Annotated in this window: 12 protein-coding genes; 11 read left to right on the top strand and 1 reads right to left on the bottom strand. The window is 69.8% G+C overall.

Features of this window, described 5'->3' with window-relative positions; genetic code table 11:
* Positions 1-77: 77 nt before the first annotated feature.
* The 10 genes from VGC13_RS19300 to VGC13_RS19255 all read left to right on the top strand — a co-directional run bounded on the left by VGC13_RS19300 (position 78) and on the right by VGC13_RS19255 (position 12,664).
* Positions 78-1,529: an NAD(P)/FAD-dependent oxidoreductase gene (locus tag VGC13_RS19300; protein WP_331126918.1), complete on the top strand. Its 1,452-nt coding sequence runs from the start codon at positions 78-80 to the stop codon at positions 1,527-1,529.
* The gene (locus tag VGC13_RS19295; protein ID WP_331126917.1) at positions 1,526-2,434 is read left to right on the top strand and encodes an alpha/beta fold hydrolase; all 909 of its coding nucleotides are present in this window, start codon (positions 1,526-1,528) and stop codon (positions 2,432-2,434) included. Before VGC13_RS19300 ends, VGC13_RS19295 begins: the two co-directional genes overlap by 4 nt.
* Positions 2,435-2,445: 11 nt before the next feature.
* On the top strand, positions 2,446-3,438 hold the full coding sequence (locus tag VGC13_RS19290) for an amidohydrolase family protein (protein ID WP_331126916.1): 993 nt from the start codon (positions 2,446-2,448) through the stop codon (positions 3,436-3,438).
* Positions 3,439-3,515: 77 nt separating this feature from the next.
* The gene (locus tag VGC13_RS19285) at positions 3,516-4,706 is read left to right on the top strand and encodes an AAA family ATPase (RefSeq protein ID WP_331126915.1); all 1,191 of its coding nucleotides are present in this window, start codon (positions 3,516-3,518) and stop codon (positions 4,704-4,706) included.
* On the top strand, positions 4,703-5,314 hold the full coding sequence (locus tag VGC13_RS19280) for a DUF4276 family protein (RefSeq protein WP_331126914.1): 612 nt from the start codon (positions 4,703-4,705) through the stop codon (positions 5,312-5,314). The genes VGC13_RS19285 and VGC13_RS19280 overlap by 4 nt, the downstream gene beginning before the upstream one ends.
* 125 nt (positions 5,315-5,439) lie before the next feature.
* Entirely contained in the window at positions 5,440-6,555 is a 1,116-nt protein-coding gene (locus VGC13_RS19275) for a PAS domain-containing protein (RefSeq protein WP_331126913.1), read from the top strand.
* A gap of 32 nt (positions 6,556-6,587) precedes the next feature.
* A complete protein-coding gene (locus VGC13_RS19270; protein ID WP_331126912.1) occupies positions 6,588-7,406 on the top strand; it encodes a hypothetical protein in 819 nt (272 codons plus the stop codon).
* A gap of 857 nt (positions 7,407-8,263) precedes the next feature.
* Positions 8,264-8,965: a response regulator transcription factor gene (locus tag VGC13_RS19265; RefSeq protein WP_331126911.1), complete on the top strand. Its 702-nt coding sequence runs from the start codon at positions 8,264-8,266 to the stop codon at positions 8,963-8,965.
* 332 nt (positions 8,966-9,297) lie between these two features.
* Positions 9,298-11,076, top strand: coding sequence for a sensor histidine kinase (locus VGC13_RS19260; protein ID WP_331126910.1), 1,779 nt, complete (start codon positions 9,298-9,300; stop codon positions 11,074-11,076).
* Positions 11,077-11,584: 508 nt separating this feature from the next.
* Complete coding sequence (locus VGC13_RS19255; RefSeq protein ID WP_331126909.1) at positions 11,585-12,664, top strand: porin; 1,080 nt, start codon at positions 11,585-11,587, stop codon at positions 12,662-12,664.
* A gap of 423 nt (positions 12,665-13,087) precedes the next feature.
* Here the strand turns inward: VGC13_RS19255 and VGC13_RS19250 are convergent, their stop codons facing one another.
* Complete coding sequence (locus VGC13_RS19250) at positions 13,088-14,770, bottom strand: serine hydrolase domain-containing protein (protein ID WP_331126908.1); 1,683 nt, start codon at positions 14,768-14,770, stop codon at positions 13,088-13,090.
* 1,173 nt (positions 14,771-15,943) lie between these two features.
* On the opposite strand from VGC13_RS19250, the gene VGC13_RS19245 reads away from it, so the two are divergent.
* Positions 15,944-18,679 (top strand): TonB-dependent receptor, encoded by a 2,736-nt coding sequence (locus VGC13_RS19245; protein WP_331126907.1) that lies wholly within the window; start codon positions 15,944-15,946, stop codon positions 18,677-18,679.
* Positions 18,680-19,174 lie beyond the last annotated feature (495 nt).

The following is a 19,174-nucleotide window of genomic DNA, read 5'->3' as shown; positions in this document are numbered from 1 at the left end:
CACCCGTTTCGCGCCTGCCGCCGGGGCGGTATCGTTCTCGCCGGTGGTTCTCTTTGCACCGGGCGACGGAGGACGGGATGAGCGACACGGCAATCCTCAGGATGCCGCACGTGGTGATCGTGGGCGGCGGGTTCGGCGGGCTGTCGGCGGCGCGGGCCCTGCGCCGCGCGCCGGTCAGCGTAACGCTGGTGGACCGCCGCAACCACCACGTGTTCCAGCCGCTGCTGTACCAGGTGGCCACCGCCGCGCTTTCCCCGGCCGACATCACCGCGCCCATCCGCGGCATCGTCCGCCGGCACCGCGCGACGGAGGTGCGGATGTCCGAGGTCACCGGCTTCGACCTCCCCCGCCGCGAGGTGCTGCTGGCCGACGGGCAGCGGCTGGCGTACGACTACCTGGTCGTGGCGACCGGGGCCACCCACGCGTATTTCGGGCACCCCGAGTGGGCGCCGCTGGCCCCCGGCCTCAAGACGGTGGAAGACGCCACCGAGGTGCGCCGCCGCTTTCTGCTGGCCTTCGAGGCCGCGGAGCAGGAGGAGGACCCGGAGGAGCGCCGCGCCCTGCTGACCTTCGTCGTCGTGGGCGCGGGGCCCACGGGGGCCGAGATGGCGGGTGCCTTCGCCGAGATCGCGGCGCACTCCATGGTGCGCGACTTTCGCCGCATCGATCCCCAGACGGCGCGGGTGATTTTGATCGAGGGCGGCCCGCGCGTCCTGGCCGCCTACGACGAGCCGCTGTCCGAGTACGCCCAGCGCGCGCTGGGGCGCATCGGGGTGGAGGTGCGCACCGGCTCGGTGGTCACGCGGATCGAGCCCGAGGCCGTGTACATCGGCGAAGAGAAGATCCGCACCCGCAACGTGGTGTGGGCCGCCGGCGTCACCGCCTCGCCGCTGGGACACGCGCTGGGGGTGCAGACCGACCGCGTGGGGCGGGTGATGGTGCAGCCGGACCTGTCCGTCCCCGGCCACCCCGAGGTCTTCGTGGTGGGCGACCTGGCCAACCTGGCGGGGCCGGATGGCAACCCGTACCCCGGCGTGGCGCAGGTGGCCATCCAGGGGGGCGAGCAGGCGGCAAAGAACATCGCCCGGACGCTGCGGGGGGAGCCGCGCGTCCCCTTTCGCTACCGCGACAAGGGGAGCATGGCCACCATCGGCCGGCGCGCCGCGGTGCTGCAGATGGGGACGCGGGTGCGGATGAAGGGGTGGCCGGCGTGGATGGCGTGGCTGCTGGTCCACATCCTCTTCCTCATCGGCTTTCGCAACCGCGTGGTGGTGATGACGCAGTGGGCGTGGAGCTACCTTACCTGGCAGCGCGGCGCCCGCCTGATCACCGGCGAGGTGGGGGCGGACCTGGCGCCGCCCGGCAAGCCGCTGGGCACGCCCGAGAACGAGGCGCTGCCGCTGAACGAGGGGAACCCCGGTTCGCGCGACGTGCTCCAGGCCGACGCGCAGGGGCAGACGGTGCCGCCGGACGCCGAAGGCACCGGCTGGACCGCCGGCGACGCGCACCAGGCCCGCCCGCGCGGATGAAGCGGGTGCGCGGCTACGGCGACCGGCTTTCCGCGTGGGCGGCCCGCCTGGGCGCGCGCGCGGCGGACGTGCGCTATCCGCGTCCCGAGGCGCGTGGGGACGTCTGCGCGGTGCGCCTGCTCCCGCCTGATGCGCCGCGCGCGCGGGTGCTGGTGGCGCACGGCGCGGGGAACGACGCCGTGTTTCCGTTGCTGGAGCTGTTCGGCGCCCTGCTGGGGGCGGGATGCGAAGTGTTCTCGTTCGACGTGGACGGCCACGGCTGCGGGAGCACGACCGTCTTCGCGGCGGACACCGTCCGCGGCGCGGTCGCCGCGGCGGCGGAGGCGGCGGAGCGGGACGGGGCGCCCCTGCCGCTGCACGTGGTGGGGCACAGCCTGGGCGGATCGCTGGTGCTGGACGCGCTGGCCTCGGGCGCGCTGGACCGCGCCGTCTCCGCCGTCGTCCTTTCCGCGCCGGTGGACGTGCGGATCGGCGCGCGGACGGCCGTCGGCGAGCTGCGCGGCTTCTTTCGGCCGGCCACGCTGGCGCAGCGCCGGCACTACGGGCTGTGGGGGCTGGTCCCGGCCTTTGGGCCGGTGAAGCGCGCGGCGTACCCCTTTCGCCGGACGGACGCGGACGGGCGCGCGTGGAGCTACGTCGCCGCCGTCCAGCACCTGCTGGCGGACATGGACCTGGAGCGGCGCGCGGCCGGGATCGCCGTGCCCACCCTGCTCATCTACAGCCACAACGACTGGATCGTGCCCAACCAGCAGGGCCAGCGGCTCGCCGCACGGATGCAGCGCGCGGGGGGCAACCTGCGCTCCCTCGCCACGGCCACGCACTACGGCCTTCCCTTCGATCCCGACGCCGTCGCCTCGACGGTGCGCTGGATCATGGGATTCCACCGCGACACGGCGGCCGCGTGAAGACAACAGGGATGTCGCCGCCCAAAATCGACATGCACGTCCACCTGGCGGGGCAGGGGACGGACGATTCCGGGTGCTGGGTCTCGCCCATGTTCACCCGGCGCATGACCTACAAGCTGCTGCGGCTGCGACACGGCCCGCGCGACGCGGGGCACGCGGACGCGGAGTGGGCGGCGGAGCTGGCGAGCCGGGTGCTGCGCAGCGAGCTGGACCACGCGGTGGCGCTGGGCTTCGACGGCGTGTACGACCGCGCCGGGCGGCTTGACCCCGCACGCTCGCAGATGATCGTCCCCGCGCCCTGGGTGTTCCAGGTCTGCCGCCGCCACCCGGAGCTGATCCCCGGCCCCTCGGTGAACCCGCACCGGCGCGACGCGCTGGAGCGGCTGGAGGAGTGCGTCGAAGGCGGCGCGGCGCTCATCAAGTGGCTCCCCGCCACGCAGGGCATCGACCCGGCGGATCGTTCGCTGGAACCCTTCTACCGGCGGCTGGCGGAGACCGGCATCCCCATCCTGGTGCACTCCGGGGGAAGCGAGAACACCTTTGCCGAGGTGCAGCCGGAGCTCAAGGACCTGCGGCGCATCCTGTTTCCGCTGGAGCAGGGGGTGCGGATGATCGTGGCCCACACCGGCGCCCCCGTGCTCTACGCGCGCGACCCGGACCAGGTGCCCATGCTCAAGCGGATGCTGGAGCGCTTTCCGCACCTGTGGGTAGACAACTCCGGCATCAGCAACCCATCGCGCTTTCCGCACCTTCCCGTCTTTGCGCGGGACCCGGAGCTGGTCGCGCGCACCGTCCACGGCAGCGACTTTCCCGTGCCGTCCAACGCCTTCTGGTACGTCCGCCAGCTGGGCCCGCGCGGCGTGGCGGCGCTGGAGCGCATCCGCAACCGCATGCAGCGCGACGTCGAGATCAAGCGCGCCCTCGGCTACCCCGACGCCGTGCTTACGCGCGCGCCGGAGGTGCTGGCGAACCTGGACCGGTGGATTCCTCACTCGGCCATCTGAAGGTTGGTGCCCTTTCCGCACCACTCAACAAACTGCATTATGGGCCGCGTCACTGATTCCTCGCGGCCCCAAAACCGATGCGCCCTCCGCTACTCCGCCAAATCACGCTCCAAAATTTCCTGTCGTTCGGACGGACAGGAGTTTCAGTGGATTTGCTTCCACTGAATGTGCTCATCGGTCCCAACGCATCCGGTAAGAGCAACCTGCTGGAGGCACTCGCGATTTTGCGCGCTACAGCGAGAGATCTGCAGGGGGCCCTCCGAGAAGGAGGAGGCATTGATGAGTACATCTGGAAGGCGAGCGGCTCGAGCGATCCAGGGATCCTTGATGCACGCGTGGACGATCCGGAGCCTTTTCCCACCGAAGAGATCCGGTATCGGATTGAACTTGGCCGAAAGGGCTCCCGAGTCGACGTTGCCAGGGAGTTGATCAGAGGAGAGTCACCTCCGCCACATGAGATCAGGGCCGAGCCTTCGTATCACTATCGGAATGGCCAAGGTGTTCTCCACTCCCGACTGGAGGAGGAATCCGCCCGCTTGCTCTCTTCCGAGGATCTAAAGGCGGGCCAGTCCATCCTGTCTCAGCGCAGAGACCCGGTGCGGTACCGGGAGATCACCTTCTTGGCAGATTATTTCGGCAGCATCGCTCTGTATCAGGAGTGGAACTTCGGCCGCGGAGCATCTGCCCGGCTTCCGCAGCCGACGGACCTGCCTTCCGACTTCCTGCTTCCGGACGCGAGCAATCTTGGTTTGGTTCTGCACGATCTCCTGCAGACATCCGGCAAACGAGACGAACTCATCGGTTATTTGAGACGGTTCTACGAGCATGCACGATTCATCTCGACCAGAATCCAGGGTGGACCGCTCCAACTGTACATCGAAGAAGAGGGTGGGCGTCTGATCTCGTCGTCGCGCCTCTCGGATGGGACACTCAGATTTTTGTCCCTGCTCGCAATCCTTTGCCACCCCACGCCGCCGCCGGTGATCGGGATCGAAGAACCTGAGCTTGGGCTGCATCCAGACATTCTGCCTACCATCGCGGAACTTCTGCGCTCTGCTTCCGAACGCACGCAGCTCTTTGTGACGACCCATTCTGACGCGCTGGTATCCGCACTCTCGGACGTTCCCGAGTCGATCCTGGTGTGCGAGCGCATGCCCGACGGCACGACCATCGAGCGCTTGCAGCCGGAGCAGCTCAAGGTGTGGCTGGAAGATTATCGGCTGGGGGAGATCTGGCGCATGGGTGAGATTGGAGGAAACCGCTGGTGAGCGACGTCTGGATCTACGTGGAGGGTGGCGGTGGGAAAGACAGCAAGGATCACCTGCGCCAGGCCTTTGGCCAGTTCCTTTCCGGACCCCGAGTCGCCGCACGCGAGCAACGCATACGCTGGCGAATCGTGCTGTGCGGCTCACGAGAGCAGACCTACCGGATGTTCCAGCACCGTCTCCAGACGCAGCCCGATCCGGGGCCTGTGTTTCTGCTTGTCGACGCGGATCGGCCGGTAAGCGGCACCCCGCGCGAGCACCTGAGTGGCGGTGAGACACGGTGGGACCTGTCGTTCGCCGGCGATCGGCAGTGCCACCTGATGGTGCAGGTGATGGAGTCGTGGTTCCTTGCGGATCAAGCCGCGCTGGTCGCGTTCTATGGACGCGAGTTCGCTGCCGCCCAGTTATCGAACCGCGCAAACGTCGAGGAAATCCCCAAACAGCAGGTGTACGAGAGCCTTGATCGTGCTACGCGCAATACGCGCAAGGGAAAGTACGACAAAGCCGATCACGCGCCGCAGATCCTGAAGAACCTGGATCCCGAACGGGTACGCGCCCGCGCGCCGCACTGCAACCGGCTCTTCGAGGACTTGCTGAAAGCCATCGCGTAACTCGCCCGCCGCCCGCGGAACCTGGACGGTGGATCGCCGCGCGCGGGTAAGGGTTGCCCCGGCACCCCCGTGGCGGCAGTTTTCAGGATTGCGAAGAGTCGACGAGGGATAACGCAGGGAGCAAGATGATCGAGGCGCTGCTGGAGCACGTGTCGGACGGAATCCTGGTGCTGGACGCCGAGTGGCGCGTGTTGGAGATGAACCGCCGCGCCGAGCTGCTGCTGCGCCGCCGCCGCGCGGACGTGGTGGGCGTCAGCGTGTGGGAGGCGGTCCCCGACGCCCGCGACAGCCGCTTCGAAGCCGAACTGCGGCGCGTGGCGCAAACCCGCCTGGCCGCCGTCTTCAAGTTCTTCTATCCCTCGCTGTACGCCTGGCACAACGTGCGGGTGGTCCTTTCGGACGACCGCGTGCTGCTGTTCCTGTCCGACATCACCGAGATCGCGCGCAAGCAGCAGACCGAGGCGGTGCGCGAGGCCGTTCGCGACCTGGTGCGCCAGGCGCCGCTGGCCATCTCGGTGGTGCGCGGCCCCGACCACCGCTTCGAGGTGGTGAACGACATGGCCCGGCGGCTGCTGACGGGCCGCGAGCTGGAAGGGCTTACCGCGCGCGCCGCGCTCCCCGAGCTTGAGGGGCAGGGGCTGTTCGAGCTGCTGGACGAGGTGTACCGCAGCGGACGGCCCTTCGAGGGGCGCGAGATGCAGGTGCGCTACGACCCCAGCGGCAACGGCGAGATGGCGACCGCCGTGTTCAACGTCATCTACCAGCCGCTCTTCGACGTGGACGGCCGCGTGTCGGGCGTGCTGAGCCTGAGCGTGGACGTCACCGAGCTGGTCGAGGAGCGCAACCGGCTGGCCAACGCCTCTCGCGAGATGGCCGCCGTGCTGGACCAGATCGCCGAGGGCGTGATCGTCACCGACGCCGAGGGGCGCATCCGCATCGTCAACGAGGCGGCGCGGCGGCTGCACGGCACGGCCGCGCTGGGCGTGGCACCCGAGGAGTACACGCAGGCGTACAGCCTGTTCACCGAGGACGGACAGCCGCACGACACGCAGGAGCTTCCGCTGGCGCGCGCGGTGAACGGCCAGACCGTCACCGGCGCCCGGTGGCGCATTCGCCGGCCCGACGGCACCGAGGCGCTGGTGGAGGGGAGCGCGCACCCCGTGCTGGCCGACGACGGCTCCCGGCTGGCGGCCGTGCTCACCTTTCGCCAGCTCACCGAAGCGGCGGCCGCCCCCGGGTGAGGCCCCGGCGTTTCGCACCCCGGCTTCGGCCGATGATCCGCGCCCTGCCCCTCGCCGCGTGCGCCATGCTGGCGTGCGCGGCTGAAGCCGGCGCGCAGCTGCGCCCCCTGGAGCCGCTGGAGTGGCGGATGTTCCAGGCGGGGCGAGCGGTGTCGGTGCAGGCGGGGGCGGGGTGGCTGCCGGACCAGCGGGCCTCGCTGGCGGGGACGGAGGGCACGCTGGTGGAGGCGGGCAGCTTTCGCGCGTTCTGGCGGACGGGGCGCGTGGTGCTGGAAGCCGGCGGCACGGTGCAGCGCATCTTCGACGAGGAGTCGCGCTTCGCCGCCGCGGAGCCGGAGGTGAATGCGGACGAGGACGGCACGCGCCGCGACGCCGGCGACTACCGCGTGCTCACCACCGTGCGGCTGACGGGCGAGGGCGCCCCCGTGGCCGCCGCCCTGCGCTTTGGCGCGCGGCTGCCGACCACCGACAACACCGTGGGGCTGGACCGCGACGCCACCGACTTCTTCGCCACGCTGGGCGGGCGCGCGGCGCGCGGGCGCGTGGCCGTGCAGGCAGAGGCGGGCGTGGGCATCTTCGGCACGCGGCAGCCGGAGTTCGAGCAGGACGACCTGCTGGTGTACGCCCTGCGCGCCGAGTACGCCGCCGGCCCCGTGCAGCCCATGCTGACCCTCCTGGGCCAGCAGGTGGGGACGGGGCACCGGGAGATCCGCGGCAACGAGTCTCTGGGCGAGGTGCGCCTGGGTCTTCGCGCGGGGGGCAGGCGCTGGCTGCTGGCGGAAGTGGTGAAGGGATACACCGACTTCAGCCCCGGCCTGGGCATCCTCGTCTCCGCCGGGATGGACTGGTAGGACTCCGCGGATTTCGCGCATCCGGACCGGAACGACTCAGACGCAAACATGCAGGGTTTACCGAGCCCGGGGAAACACCTGTCACGATTCTGAGAGTGTGGTTCAAGAATCCCTGCGCCCGCGCCCGTATGTCATTTCGAAGGAGGCGCCACACCGCACCATCGGCTCGCACGAAATCCGGCGCGCCGACTGAGAAATCTACTGTCTGCTGCTGGTGCCCCGCTGCACCGCTCCGGCACTGGCCCTGTCCGCCCGTGTCGTAGCCGCAAGGTAAGCCCAGGCTACCGCGTCTGCCCTCCAGCAATCCGACAGGGGATTCCTCGGCCCTGCAACCTCTGGTGTGAAAGCAGGCTACGGCGTGGCCGGGCCTCGGAATGACAGCGCTCGTAGATCTGCCTGGATGCGCAGCGTCGGATTCTTAAACAACGGGCCCCTCGCGCGGAACCAGCCGTAGCCGACAGGACGGGCGTCCATCGGGCAGATTCTTCGGTCGGCGCACGGGCGATCGTGCGCCTGGACAGGATCGGGCGCGCGCCTTCCTCAGAATGACAGCAGGCCGCCGGAATCGGGAAAGCCCATTTTCAGGGGACGGGCGAAGCCCCTCGCGCCGGACGTCGTATCCGTACGCTTCTTACGGAACGCGATGAGGGGTGCGGCGTTACATTGTCGCATGGCGCTTCCACATCCGTTACGGAGGCGTTACAGGCAGGCCCTACACTGCGGTGCGCAGTTCGCTTGATCCTTCGCCGCAGAGGGGGGAAAACTTGCAGAGCACTTACGGACACCAGCATTCTTCGGGTGTGTTCACCGGCTTGATCGGTGCCGCCGGCGGTGTGCCGTCCGAAAAAACGAGCCGAATGAACGCCCACATCCTGGTGGTGGACGACGAGCCGGACATCAGCGCCCTGGTGGCCTACCACCTGGCGCGCGAGTCGTACCGGGTGCGCACCGCGTCCAGCGGCCCCGAGGCCATTCGCGCGGCCGAGGTGGAGCGCCCGGACCTGATCGTCCTGGACCTGATGCTGCCGGGGATGTCGGGCCTGGCTGTGCTGGAGGAGCTTCGCCGCCGCCCCGAGACGCAGGAGATTCCCGTGATCCTGCTGACGGCGCGCAAGGAGGAGCAGGACCGCATCGCCGGGCTGCGCCTGGGCGCCGACGACTATGTGAGCAAGCCGTTCTCGCCGCAGGAGCTGATCCTGCGCGTGGGCGCGGTGCTGCGCCGCGTGCAGCAGGCGCCGCCGGCGGGCAAGGGCGGCAAGGTGGTGCGGGTGGGCCCGTTCGCGGTGGACGAGGGCGCGGCGCGCGCGCAGGTGGACGGCCGCGACCTGGACCTGACCCCCACCGAGTACCGCCTGCTGATGACGCTGATGGAGCGCCGCGGCCGGGTTCAGAGCCGGCGGCAGCTGCTGGAGTCGGTGTGGGAGGTCACCGCGAACATCGCCACGCGCACGGTGGACATGCACGTGCAGCGGCTGCGCGGCAAGCTGGAGGAGCACGCGGACTGGATCGAGACGGTGCGCGGCTTTGGCTACCGCTTCCGGACCGATCCGCCGAGATAGGGAAGAAGTGCGTGAGTGCGTGAGTGCGTGAGTGCGGGAGTAGGTGAACGGCGGACTTCCATGTGCGGCGGATGATGTGGCGCGAGGGGCGGGGCGCCCCCTCCGGGCTCGCATTACTCGCCCACCTCCCCCAAAACTGCTGGGGGAGGTTGGTGTAGACCTCGGCTCTCGGCGCGCTCCGGACATACCCACTCGCTTGCCAACCTGGTGAAGCCCCGCGCAGTTTGCGGGGCTTTCCGCTTTCGTTGCGGCGAGTTCACTCGCTCCCGCCCAACCGTCCGACGCGCCACTTTCGCACTTTCGCACTCACGCACTCACGCACTCTCCCCCCCATGCACCTCCGCGCAGACCAGAAGCTCTTCCTCACCTACATCGCGGTGATCGCGGCCGTCGTGGCCGCGCTCACGCTGGGGGTGGGCGCGCTGCTGCGCCGGCACATGACGGAGATGCAGGCGGCGGATCTGCGGCGCGAGCTGCTGCTGTCGCGTTCCCTCTACGAGAGCCACCCCGCCGTGCAGCCGGACTCCCTGGCCGACTGGCTGGGCTCCATCGCCGACCGCCGGGTGACGCTGATCGCCCCGGACGGCCGGGTGATCGGCGACTCGGAGGTGCCCGACGCCGGGCTGGCGGCGCTGGAGAACCACCGCGGCCGGCCGGAGATCCGCACGGCGCTGGCGGGGCGGCTGGGACGCGCGGTGCGGATGAGCGCGTCGGTGGGCTCGGAGGAGCTGTACATGGCGGTGCCGGCGGCCGGGGGGCGCGTCATCCGCCTGGCGGTGCCGCTGCACGAGGTGTACAGCACGGTGCGGCGGGTGCAGCGGGGCATCTTCAGCGTGGGGATCGTGGCGCTGGTGCTCACCGGCGTGCTGTCGCTGGGGTTCAGCATCGCGGTCACGCGGCCGCTGCGGCAGCTGGCGGGGGTGGCGCGCGCCATGGCCGCGGGCGACCTGACGCGCCGCGCCCGCACCCGCCACCGTGACGAGGTGGGCGAGCTGGCGGACGCGCTCGACACGCTCGCGGGCGAGCTGCAGCGGCGGCTGGGGCAGCTGGAGGGCGAGCGGGCCGAGATGCAGGCGCTGATCGACGCCATGGCCGAGGCGGTGATCGCGGTGGACGCCAAGGGCCGGGTGCGGCGCGCCAACCCCGCCGCCCAGCGCATCTTTTCGCTGGGCCGCGACCCGCGCGGCCTTTCGCCGCAGGAGGTGACGCGGCGGCAGCCCTTTCACGAGCTGGTGAAGCGTTCGCTGGACGGGGCGCCGGTGCCGCCCACGGAGCTCACCCAGGACGGCCGCCACCTGCTGGCGACGGCCCAGCCGCTGCCCAGCGGCGGCGCGGTGATGGTGTTCCTGGACGTATCCGCGCTGCGGCGGCTTGAGGACGTGCGCCGCGACTTCGTGGCCAACGCGTCGCACGAGCTAAAGACGCCGCTGACGGCCATCCGCGGCTTTGCCGAGACGCTGCAGGATCCCAACCTGCCCCCGGAGCTGCGCGCGCAGTTCACGCAGACGGTCAAGCACAACGCCGACCGACTGCAGCGCATCGTGGACGACCTGCTGGACCTGTCGCGCATCGAGACGGGCGGCTGGCGGGTGGAGCCGGAGATCGTTTCGGTGGTGGAGATCGCGGAGGAGGCGTGGGGGCCGCTGCAGGGCGCGGCGGAGCGCAAGGGCGCGCGGCTGCAGGTGCGGGTGCCGGCGGAGTGCGAGTTCGTGGACGCGGACCCGTCGGCGCTGCGGCAGATCTTCAGCAACCTGTTCGGCAACGCGCTGCGCTACATTCCCGAAGGCGGCGAGGTGGAGCTGAGTGCGGCCCCCGTCCCCGCGCCGCCGTCCGCTCTGGCGGACGGCACGGTGGATGACCGCGCGTGGGTGCAGGTGGCGGTGCGCGACAACGGCTCGGGAATCCCGTCCACCCACCTTCCCCGGATCTTCGAGCGCTTCTACCGCGCCGACGCGGCCCGCTCGCGCGAGGAGGGCGGAACGGGGCTGGGGCTGGCGATCGTGAAGCACCTGGTGGAGGGCCACGGCGGCACCGTCCAGGCGCAGAGCGAGCTGGGGCGGGGGACGACGATCCGGTTTACGCTTCCGGTTCCTGATGAGGTGAACGGGTGAACGGGTGAACGGGTGAACGGGTGAACGGGTGAACGGGTGGGGCGCGCCGGACGGGTTGTCGCGTCGGCCCCCCGGGTTGAAACCCGGGGCTAGAACGGCCATAAGCCCCGCCCAAGGCTCGCAAAGCTCGCCAGGCGGGGCTTCGCCTGCTCGGGTTGGCCGACCCGGCACTCCGTGGGAGCCTTTGTAGTTGAAGCCCCGTTCGGCGAGCGTCAGCGAGCCGAGACGGGGCTTGTCGCTTTCCCAGCAGCGGGTTTACCCGCTCATCACACAGGGCTCTCGTTTCTCCGACGTCCACCCGATCACCCCATCACCCGTTCACCCCCTCACCCGTTCACCCCATCACCCGTTCACCTCCCCGTGGCACATCGCGTGACGCAATCGTTGCCTGTTACGTAGACGTGACGGAATGGGGATCGTTCGGTAGCTTGTTCGTCCTATTCTCGCCGCATCCCGCCGCCCGCGTGGCGGCCATGGCGCACGACGAACCCCAGCGAATACGCCGCCGATGCCCCGCATCCACCCCGGTCTTCTGTCCGTTACATCCGCCCTGCTCCTCGTCACGGCCGCGCCGGCCGCGGGGCAGGGCTTCGTCGTCCACGGCCCCGACTCGTCGCGCATCACCTTCAACGGGCGGGTGCAGACCATCTTCAACACCACGTCGGTGGATGACGAGCCGGCCACGGAAACCGAGCTGCGCCGCGTACGGCTGGAGGCGACGCTGCAGCTGAACCGGGTGGTGAGCGGCAAGATCCAGCCGGAGTTCGCCGGCAGCCGGGTGTCGCTGCGCGACGCGTACGTAAAGCTTACGCTGGACCCGGCGCTCCAGATCTGGGCCGGGCAGGCGCACCGGCCCTTCGGCGTGGTCTCGCCGTACAGCACGGTGCGCCTTCCCAGCGCGGAGAAGGGACTGCGGATTCGCGGGGCAGGCGGATACGAGCACTTCAACCTGCTGAGCGGGCTGGGATATTCGGACCGCGACGTGGGCCTTCAGCTGCGCGGCGAGCCGAAGGGGGCGCCGCTGGGGATCTCGTACGCGGCGGGCATCTTCAACGGCCCCGCGCGCGACGACGTGCCCGAGGAGAACACGTACCAGGTGGTGGCGCGCCTCGCCGCGCGGCCGCTGCCGTGGCTGCGCGCGGGCGTCTCGTTCAGCCGCATCGACGTTGGGCGCGAGCTGGGCAGCGACATCCAGGGGACGGTGGTGTCCGAAGGCGCGGCGTGGGAGGCGGACGTGGAGCTGGGCTCGGAGCGCGGCGGGCCGCGCCTGGTGGCCGAGGTGGCGCGCGGCGACTCCGACCCGATCGCCGAGGCGGAGTTCGTCTCGGCGCAGGGATGGGTGGCGTACCGCACCGGCCGCGCATCGTCCACCATCTCGGCGGTGGAGCCGTTCGTCCGCGTGAGCTTTGCCGACCCGGACGTGGACGGCGACGCCCTCGGCCTGCCCACGGGAGGGACGCTGGTCACGCCGGGGATCAACCTGTGGCTGGGCGGGCTGAACCGCTTCGGCCTCTTTTACGACCTCTGGAATCCGGACACCGGCGAACGCGCGCGCAGCCTGAAGGCGCTGTTCCAGGTGGCGTTCTGATCGAATTCCCCTGATCCATCGCCGCTGATCCAGGACAGCAGGCCTCACCCGGAGACGCGGGGGCGCGGAGAGGACCGATTCCTCTCTCCGCGCCTTCGCGTCTCTGCGTAAGTGGGTGTTGCCAAACCTTCAGCGTGATTGACTTCCTGAGGAGGCGCCGCCCCGCAACTCGCTTGTACACTGCACCTTCGCGCTGACCGAAGGACCTCGCCGGCAGAACGACGGGGCTGGTCCGGTGTCCTGATCTGGCCCCTGCGCCACCGGGACGAGGTCCTTCGGTCGCGCGCAATCCGTAGTGTGACTTCTGGCTGGACGTGATGCGCTCCCTCAGGAAGTCACCGCTTCGCCATGGATTTGAGGTTTAGCAACACCCTCTAAGGCAATCTTCTTACGGATCCACGGCCGCGAGCCGAGGCCCGCCCGTCATCCCCCGATGCGGTCGAAGCGCAGCTCGCGGACGCGCTCCGTGCCCAGCGTGAACGCCTGCACCCGCCCATCGGCGCCGCGGACGAAGCGCACCACCGATCCACCCGGTCCGGCGAACGCGTCGGCGTAGGTGGGCGACAGGCGCAGGGTGGCGTTGGGGCGCATGCGCAGCACCAGGCGGCCCTCCACCACGGCGGCCGTGTAGGTGGCCTCGGCCTCGTCGCTGCGGTACTCGCCGGCATAGGTGGCCAGGTTGGCCGCGCTGCTGTCGGCCGGCGCGGCGGGGTCGTAGACCACCGTGTCGCCGTCCGCGGGAAGCAGGCGCAGCTGCACCGGCGGGCCGTCGGCGAACTCCACCCGCGAGGCGCTGGACCCGTAGCGGAACGCCGTCCCGCCGATGGGCACCAGCTCCGTGCCGCCCGCCGTCCGCAGCTTTCCGTCCGCCATCACCAGCCGCAGGGGCGCGCCCGTGCGGCGGCTGCGGTACAGCCCCGTGCGCCGCTCCAGCTCCGCCGGCTGCACCGCGACGGCGGGGGCCAGCGCCGGGGGGCCTTCGGGGCGCAGGCGGCCGGCCATGAACAGCGAGACCGTGCGCGTGGCCAGCTCCGGGGTGGCGTTGGCCGCGTTGCACAGCAGCGCCACCGAGACGCCGGCCTCGGGGTAGCGGGCCAGGAACGCGCGGTAGCCGGCCGTGGCGCCGCCGTGGCTTACCTCGCGCAGGCCGCGAAACTCCACCACGTACAATCCCAGCGCGTAGTCGATCCGGCGCCCGCTGGAGAGCGTGCCCTGCGTCTCCAGCGCGTCCAGCCCGGCGATGGTGCCGGAGTCCAGCGCCTGGTTCCACCGCAGCAGGTCGCCCACCGTGGTCAGCAGGCCGCCGTTGCCGTGCACGTTCTCGAACGGCATCTGCAGGTGCCACGCGCCGTCGTCCAGGGTGTAGGCGCTCGCCCGGCCCTTGACGGTGCGGGTAAAGTCGTCGCGCCACTGCGTCCTGGTCATCCCCAGCGGCTCGAACAGCTCGCGCCGGCTGAACTCGGCGAAGCTGACGCCGCTCACCCGCTCCACGATCATCGCGAGCAGGTTGTAGCCCGTGTTGCTGTACGAGTATTCCGCGCCGGGGGTGAAGTTGAGCGAGCGCTGGCGGCTGATGACGTCCAGCGCATGCGCGTGCGTGTAGATGCGCGTGCCCCGCGGCCAGCCCGCCAGGCCCATCACGCTTCCCCAGTCGCGCAGGCCGCTGGTGTGGTTCAGCAGGTGGCGCAGGGTGATGGGCGTGCCGTAGTCGGGCACCTCGGGCACGTGGCGCCGCACGTCGTCGTCCAGCGACAGCTTGCCCTGCCGCGCCAGCAGGACGATGGCCGCCGCCGTGAACTGCTTGCTCACGGAGCCCGCCTCGAACACCGTCTCGGGGGTGTTGGGGATGTCGTGCTCCAGGTTGGCGCTGCCGTACGCGCGCGACAGCACCGTGCGCCCGTTCTGCGCCACGCCCACGGCGCATCCCGCCGACTGCGGGTTGTTCCACGCGGCAAAGATGGAGTCCACCCGCGCGTCCGGATCGCGTTGCGCGGCGATGGGCGCGGGGACCGGCGCGCTGGTCGGCGCGGCGACCAGCACCAGCGCCGCGGCGGCGGGCGCGGCCAGCAGTGCCACCGGGATCAGGAGGAGGTGACGGATTCGCATGCGGGGCTCGCCGGGGTTGTGGGGAGGAGGTGCGTCTGATCTGCTGTAACGTATCAATCCTCGAATTGGATTCACTGGATGCCCGGCGTCGTGACCAATGCAGGGTGTGACTGAATTCCCATCATCGATGAGCTTTGACTTCCTGAGGGAGCGCACCACGTGCAAATGGAAGCTACGAAAACGCTTGTGCGCGACCGAAGGATCTTCTCTCGGCCTGCAAGGAGCCAGACCCTCGACTCAAATCCAGCCCCGCCGTTCTGCCGGCGAGATCCTTCGGTCGGCGCGAGAGTGCACCGTACGAGCAGATTACGGCGCGGCGCCTCCCTCAGGAAGTCAATCAGCGAGTGTGGCTTCCTGAGAGGGTGTTGCTAAACCTCAAATCCATGACGAAGCGGTGACTTCCTGAGGGAGCGCACCGCGTGTAACCAGAAGTCCCACAGCAGATTGCGCGCGACCGAAGGACCTCGTTTCGGTGGCGCAGGGGCCAGATCAGGGCACTGAACCAGCCCCGTCGTTCTGCTGGCGAGATCCTTCGGTCGGCGCCAGGGTGCAGTGTACACGCGAGTTACGGGGCGGCGCCTCCCTCAGGAAGTCAATCACGCTGAGAGGTTTGGCAACACCCTCTGAGGGAGCGCGCCACGTGCAACCAGAAGTCACGCCTGAACGTCACTGGCCGCACACCCCCGATCTGTCATTCCGAGGGAGCGCACCACGTGCAACTCGATGCCGCAAAATCGCTTGCGCGCGATCGAGGAATCTACTTTCCGTTTCCTCGTGGCGTGTCGTGGCGCCCCGGGACTGGCCCTGTCTGGCGGTTTCGCCGCCGCGGCGATGGGCGCGGGCTGCCGCGTCTGCCTTCGAGCAGGCCGAGGGTAGATTCCTCGGCCCTGCAACCCGCGGCGCGAACGGCCGGCGGCGGTGTGGCCGGGCCTCGGAATGACAGCCGCTGTTGATTGAGATGGAGGCAGGCCCCTCGCGTGATCCCGAGGACCTGTGACGAAACGTGCCGGGATCGTGACACGGCCGCGACGGAGGGGGTGCGGATGCGTGACGGCCGGGGGAGATGTTGTCGCAGTCCGCAACGGCGGACGCATCTGGAAATAGACGACATCACCCCGAAGATACGAGGCCCTCTCCGTGAGACGCTCTCACCGACTGATCGGTCCCGGCACGGTGCGCGGGAGCCTGCTGCGCGCGGCTCTCGCGTTTGCTTTTCTCGCCGTTCTCCTTGCCGCGGCGCCGCTTGCGGCCCAGGCGGGGCAGGTTACCGGCCGTGTGGTGGACGCGGCCACCGGACGCCCCGTGGCCGCGGCGCGCGTGGCCGTGCAGGGGCTGCAGCGGGCCGCCAACGCCGGCGTCGACGGCCGTTACACGATCACCGGGCTGCCGGCCGGAACCCATTCCCTCTCCGTAACGGCGCTGGGATACGCCAGCAAGACGGTCACGGGGGTGCAGGTGCGCGAGGGCGGCACGGCCACGCAGGACATCTCCCTGTCCGCCGCCACGCTGCTGCTGGAAAGCGTGACCGTCACCGCCCAGGCGGAGCGCGGAAGCGTGACGCAGGCGCTGGACGAGCAGCGCACGGCCGTGGGCGTGGTAAACGCGCTGGGCGCCGAGCAGATTGCCCGCAGCCCCGACAGCGACGCGGCGCAGGCCATTCGCCGGGTAAGCGGCGTAACGGTGCAGGAGGGGCGCTACGTCGTCGTCCGCGGCCTGAGCGAGCGCTACACCACCGCCGCGCTGAACGGCGCCCGCATCCCCAGCCCCGAGCCGGAGCGGCGCGTGGTGCCGCTGGACCTGTTCCCCGCCGGGCTGCTGCAGACCGTTTCGACCACCAAGACGTTCACGCCCGACATGGCGGGCGACTTCAGCGGCGCGCTGGTCAACATCCGCACCCGCGAGTACCCCGCCGAGCCGGTGTTCTCCATCAGCAGCACGCTGGGCTACAACCCCGACGTGGCCGGCCAGACGCTGGCGCTGCCACCGCTGGGGCGCGTGGACTACACGGCGTTCGGCTCCGGCCGCGGCCTGCCGGCCGAGGTGGCGCGGCACGGTGACTTTCAGCAGGGCGGCACCATCGGCAGCGACCAGTATAACGCCATGGTGAACTCCTTCCGCAACGTCTGGCTACCGGAGCAGCAGACGGGGGGGATGAACGGCTCGCTGTCGATGTCGCTGGGCGGCACGCGGCCGGTGCTGGGGCGCGACCTGGGGTACGTGGGCAGCTTTTCGTACTCGCGCGACTACGAGGTGCTGGCCGACCACCGCCGCGCGCAGGTGCTGCTGAGCGACGAGTCGACGGGCGAGGTGCGCGAGACGGATCGCTTTACCGGCGACGTGAGCCGCGTGGGCGTGCTGTGGGGCGGCGTGCTGAACCTGAGCGCGTCGCTGGGCGAGAACCACCGCCTGTCCTTCAACAACACCTACAACCGCTCGTCCGAGAGCGAGGCCCGTGCGGACTCGGGGAGCATCGAGCTTACCGGGCTGGACCTGATCGTCAACCGGCTGCGGCTGGTGGAGCGCTCGGTTCGCAGCAACCAGCTGCGCGGCGAGCACGGGGTGGGGCGGGGAAGCCTGGAGTGGACCGTCACCTCGTCGGGCGTGACGCGCGCGGAGCCGGACCGCTCGGAATGGGTGCTCGACACCAGCAACGGCACGCGCCGCTGGTACGCGATCAGCAACGAAGCCGCCGTGCGCACCTTTGGCGACTTGGCCGAAAACAGCATGGAGGGCGGGGCCGACTACCACCTGCCCCTGGGCGGCGAGCGGCACCGGCTCAGCTTTGGCGGCATGTTCCGCACGACGGACCGCGACGCACAGAACACGTCGTACAGCATCTCGGCGCTGGGGCTGCCGGAAGACGCGACGTCGCTGACGCCCGCGGAGATCTTCGACGGGCGCTTTTCGGGCGAGGACGACCGCTACTTCCTGGTGGTGCCGCTGGGCGTGGGCGGATCGTACGCGGCCGAGGACCGGCTGGCGGCGGGCTACGGCATGCTGGAGCTGGGGGTGACGGACCGCATCCGCGTGATCGGCGGCGCGCGGGTGGAGCGCTCGGAGGTCACGGTGACCTCGGACCCCACCTTTGGCGCGACGGACGTGGCGAACCCCGGCTACACCGACGTGCTGCCGGCGCTGGCGGTGAACGTGGACCTGACCGACCGGCAGAAGGTGCGCTTCAGCGCCTCGCAGACGCTGGCGAGGCCGGAGTACCGCGAGCTGTCGGCCATCGCCTACCGCGACGTGATCGGTGAAGAGCTGGTGCGCGGCAACGGCGGGCTGCGGCGCACCCTTATCCAGAACTACGACGCGCGGTGGGAGTGGTACCCGGCGGGCGACGAGGTGGTGAGCGTGGGCGTGTTCGCCAAGCAGTTCGACGGGCCCATCGAGCGCATCTACCTGCCCACGTCGGGGAGCCGCATCGTCTCGTTCGCCAACGCCGAGTCGGCGTTCAACTACGGGCTGGAGCTGGAGCTGCGCAAGTCGCTGTCGATGCTGGGCACCGTGGGCGAGTCGTTCAGCGTGATCACCAACGCCACCTTCGTGCGCAGCGACGTAAAGGTGGTGGGCGAGGACGCCGACCGGCCGATGGTGGGCCAGTCGCCGTACGTGATCAACGCCGGCCTGGCCTGGGCGCCGTCCAGCGGCCGCAGCAGCGCCACCATCTTCTACAACCTGTTCGGACGGCGCATCACCAGCGCGGGCGCCGGCGTGCTCCCCGACGTGTACGAGCAGCCGCGTGGCGTGCTGGACTTTTCGCTGCGCCACGGGTGGAGCGACCGCTTCTCGTTCAAGGTCGACGCGGAGAACCTGCTGGACGCGGACTACGAGTTCACGCAGGGCGGCGTGGTGCGCGAAAGCTACCGCACCGGCCGCTCCATCTCCTTCGGCGTCAGCTGGCGCCGGTGAGGTAAGCCCCACGCGGCGTACGCGAGGAAAGGCGAGGAGGACGTGGATGAACGCTTCATCCACGTCCTCCTTCTTTCCGCGACCGGGGCCTTGTACCGATCGGGGAAAACAACACCTTTATGGGTACAGAGGAACAGAGTCAGACAGAGAAGCGAGGTGAAAGATCATCTCGGTTCTCTGTCTGACTCTGTTCCTCTGTACGATGATTCTTTTCAGCGCCTGTAGACGCGGGGCGCCTTCCATCACGCCAGAAACTTGACGACGGGGCTGGCTGGGGCTTGTAGAATGAGGCGCGCATCCGGGAGCCAAGGCCGGTACAACACTGGTGGTGCTACCCCGTTATTCAGCGTGGCCTGGGGAAGTTTGCGGCCCCATCACTGGTGACACGCCAGTGCCTTGCCCGCACTGGCATGATCCCGTTTAGGAGAATGCTCCCTCCTGCCGCCTCCCCGCTCCCGGATGCGCCGTCCTCGTTTCCAGAATGACAGGAGGCCC

The sequence above is a fragment of the Longimicrobium sp. genome (assembly GCF_036399255.1).
Classification (GTDB): Bacteria; Gemmatimonadota; Gemmatimonadetes; order Longimicrobiales; family Longimicrobiaceae; genus Longimicrobium.
This window is presented reverse-complemented; position numbering and strand designations above follow the sequence as displayed.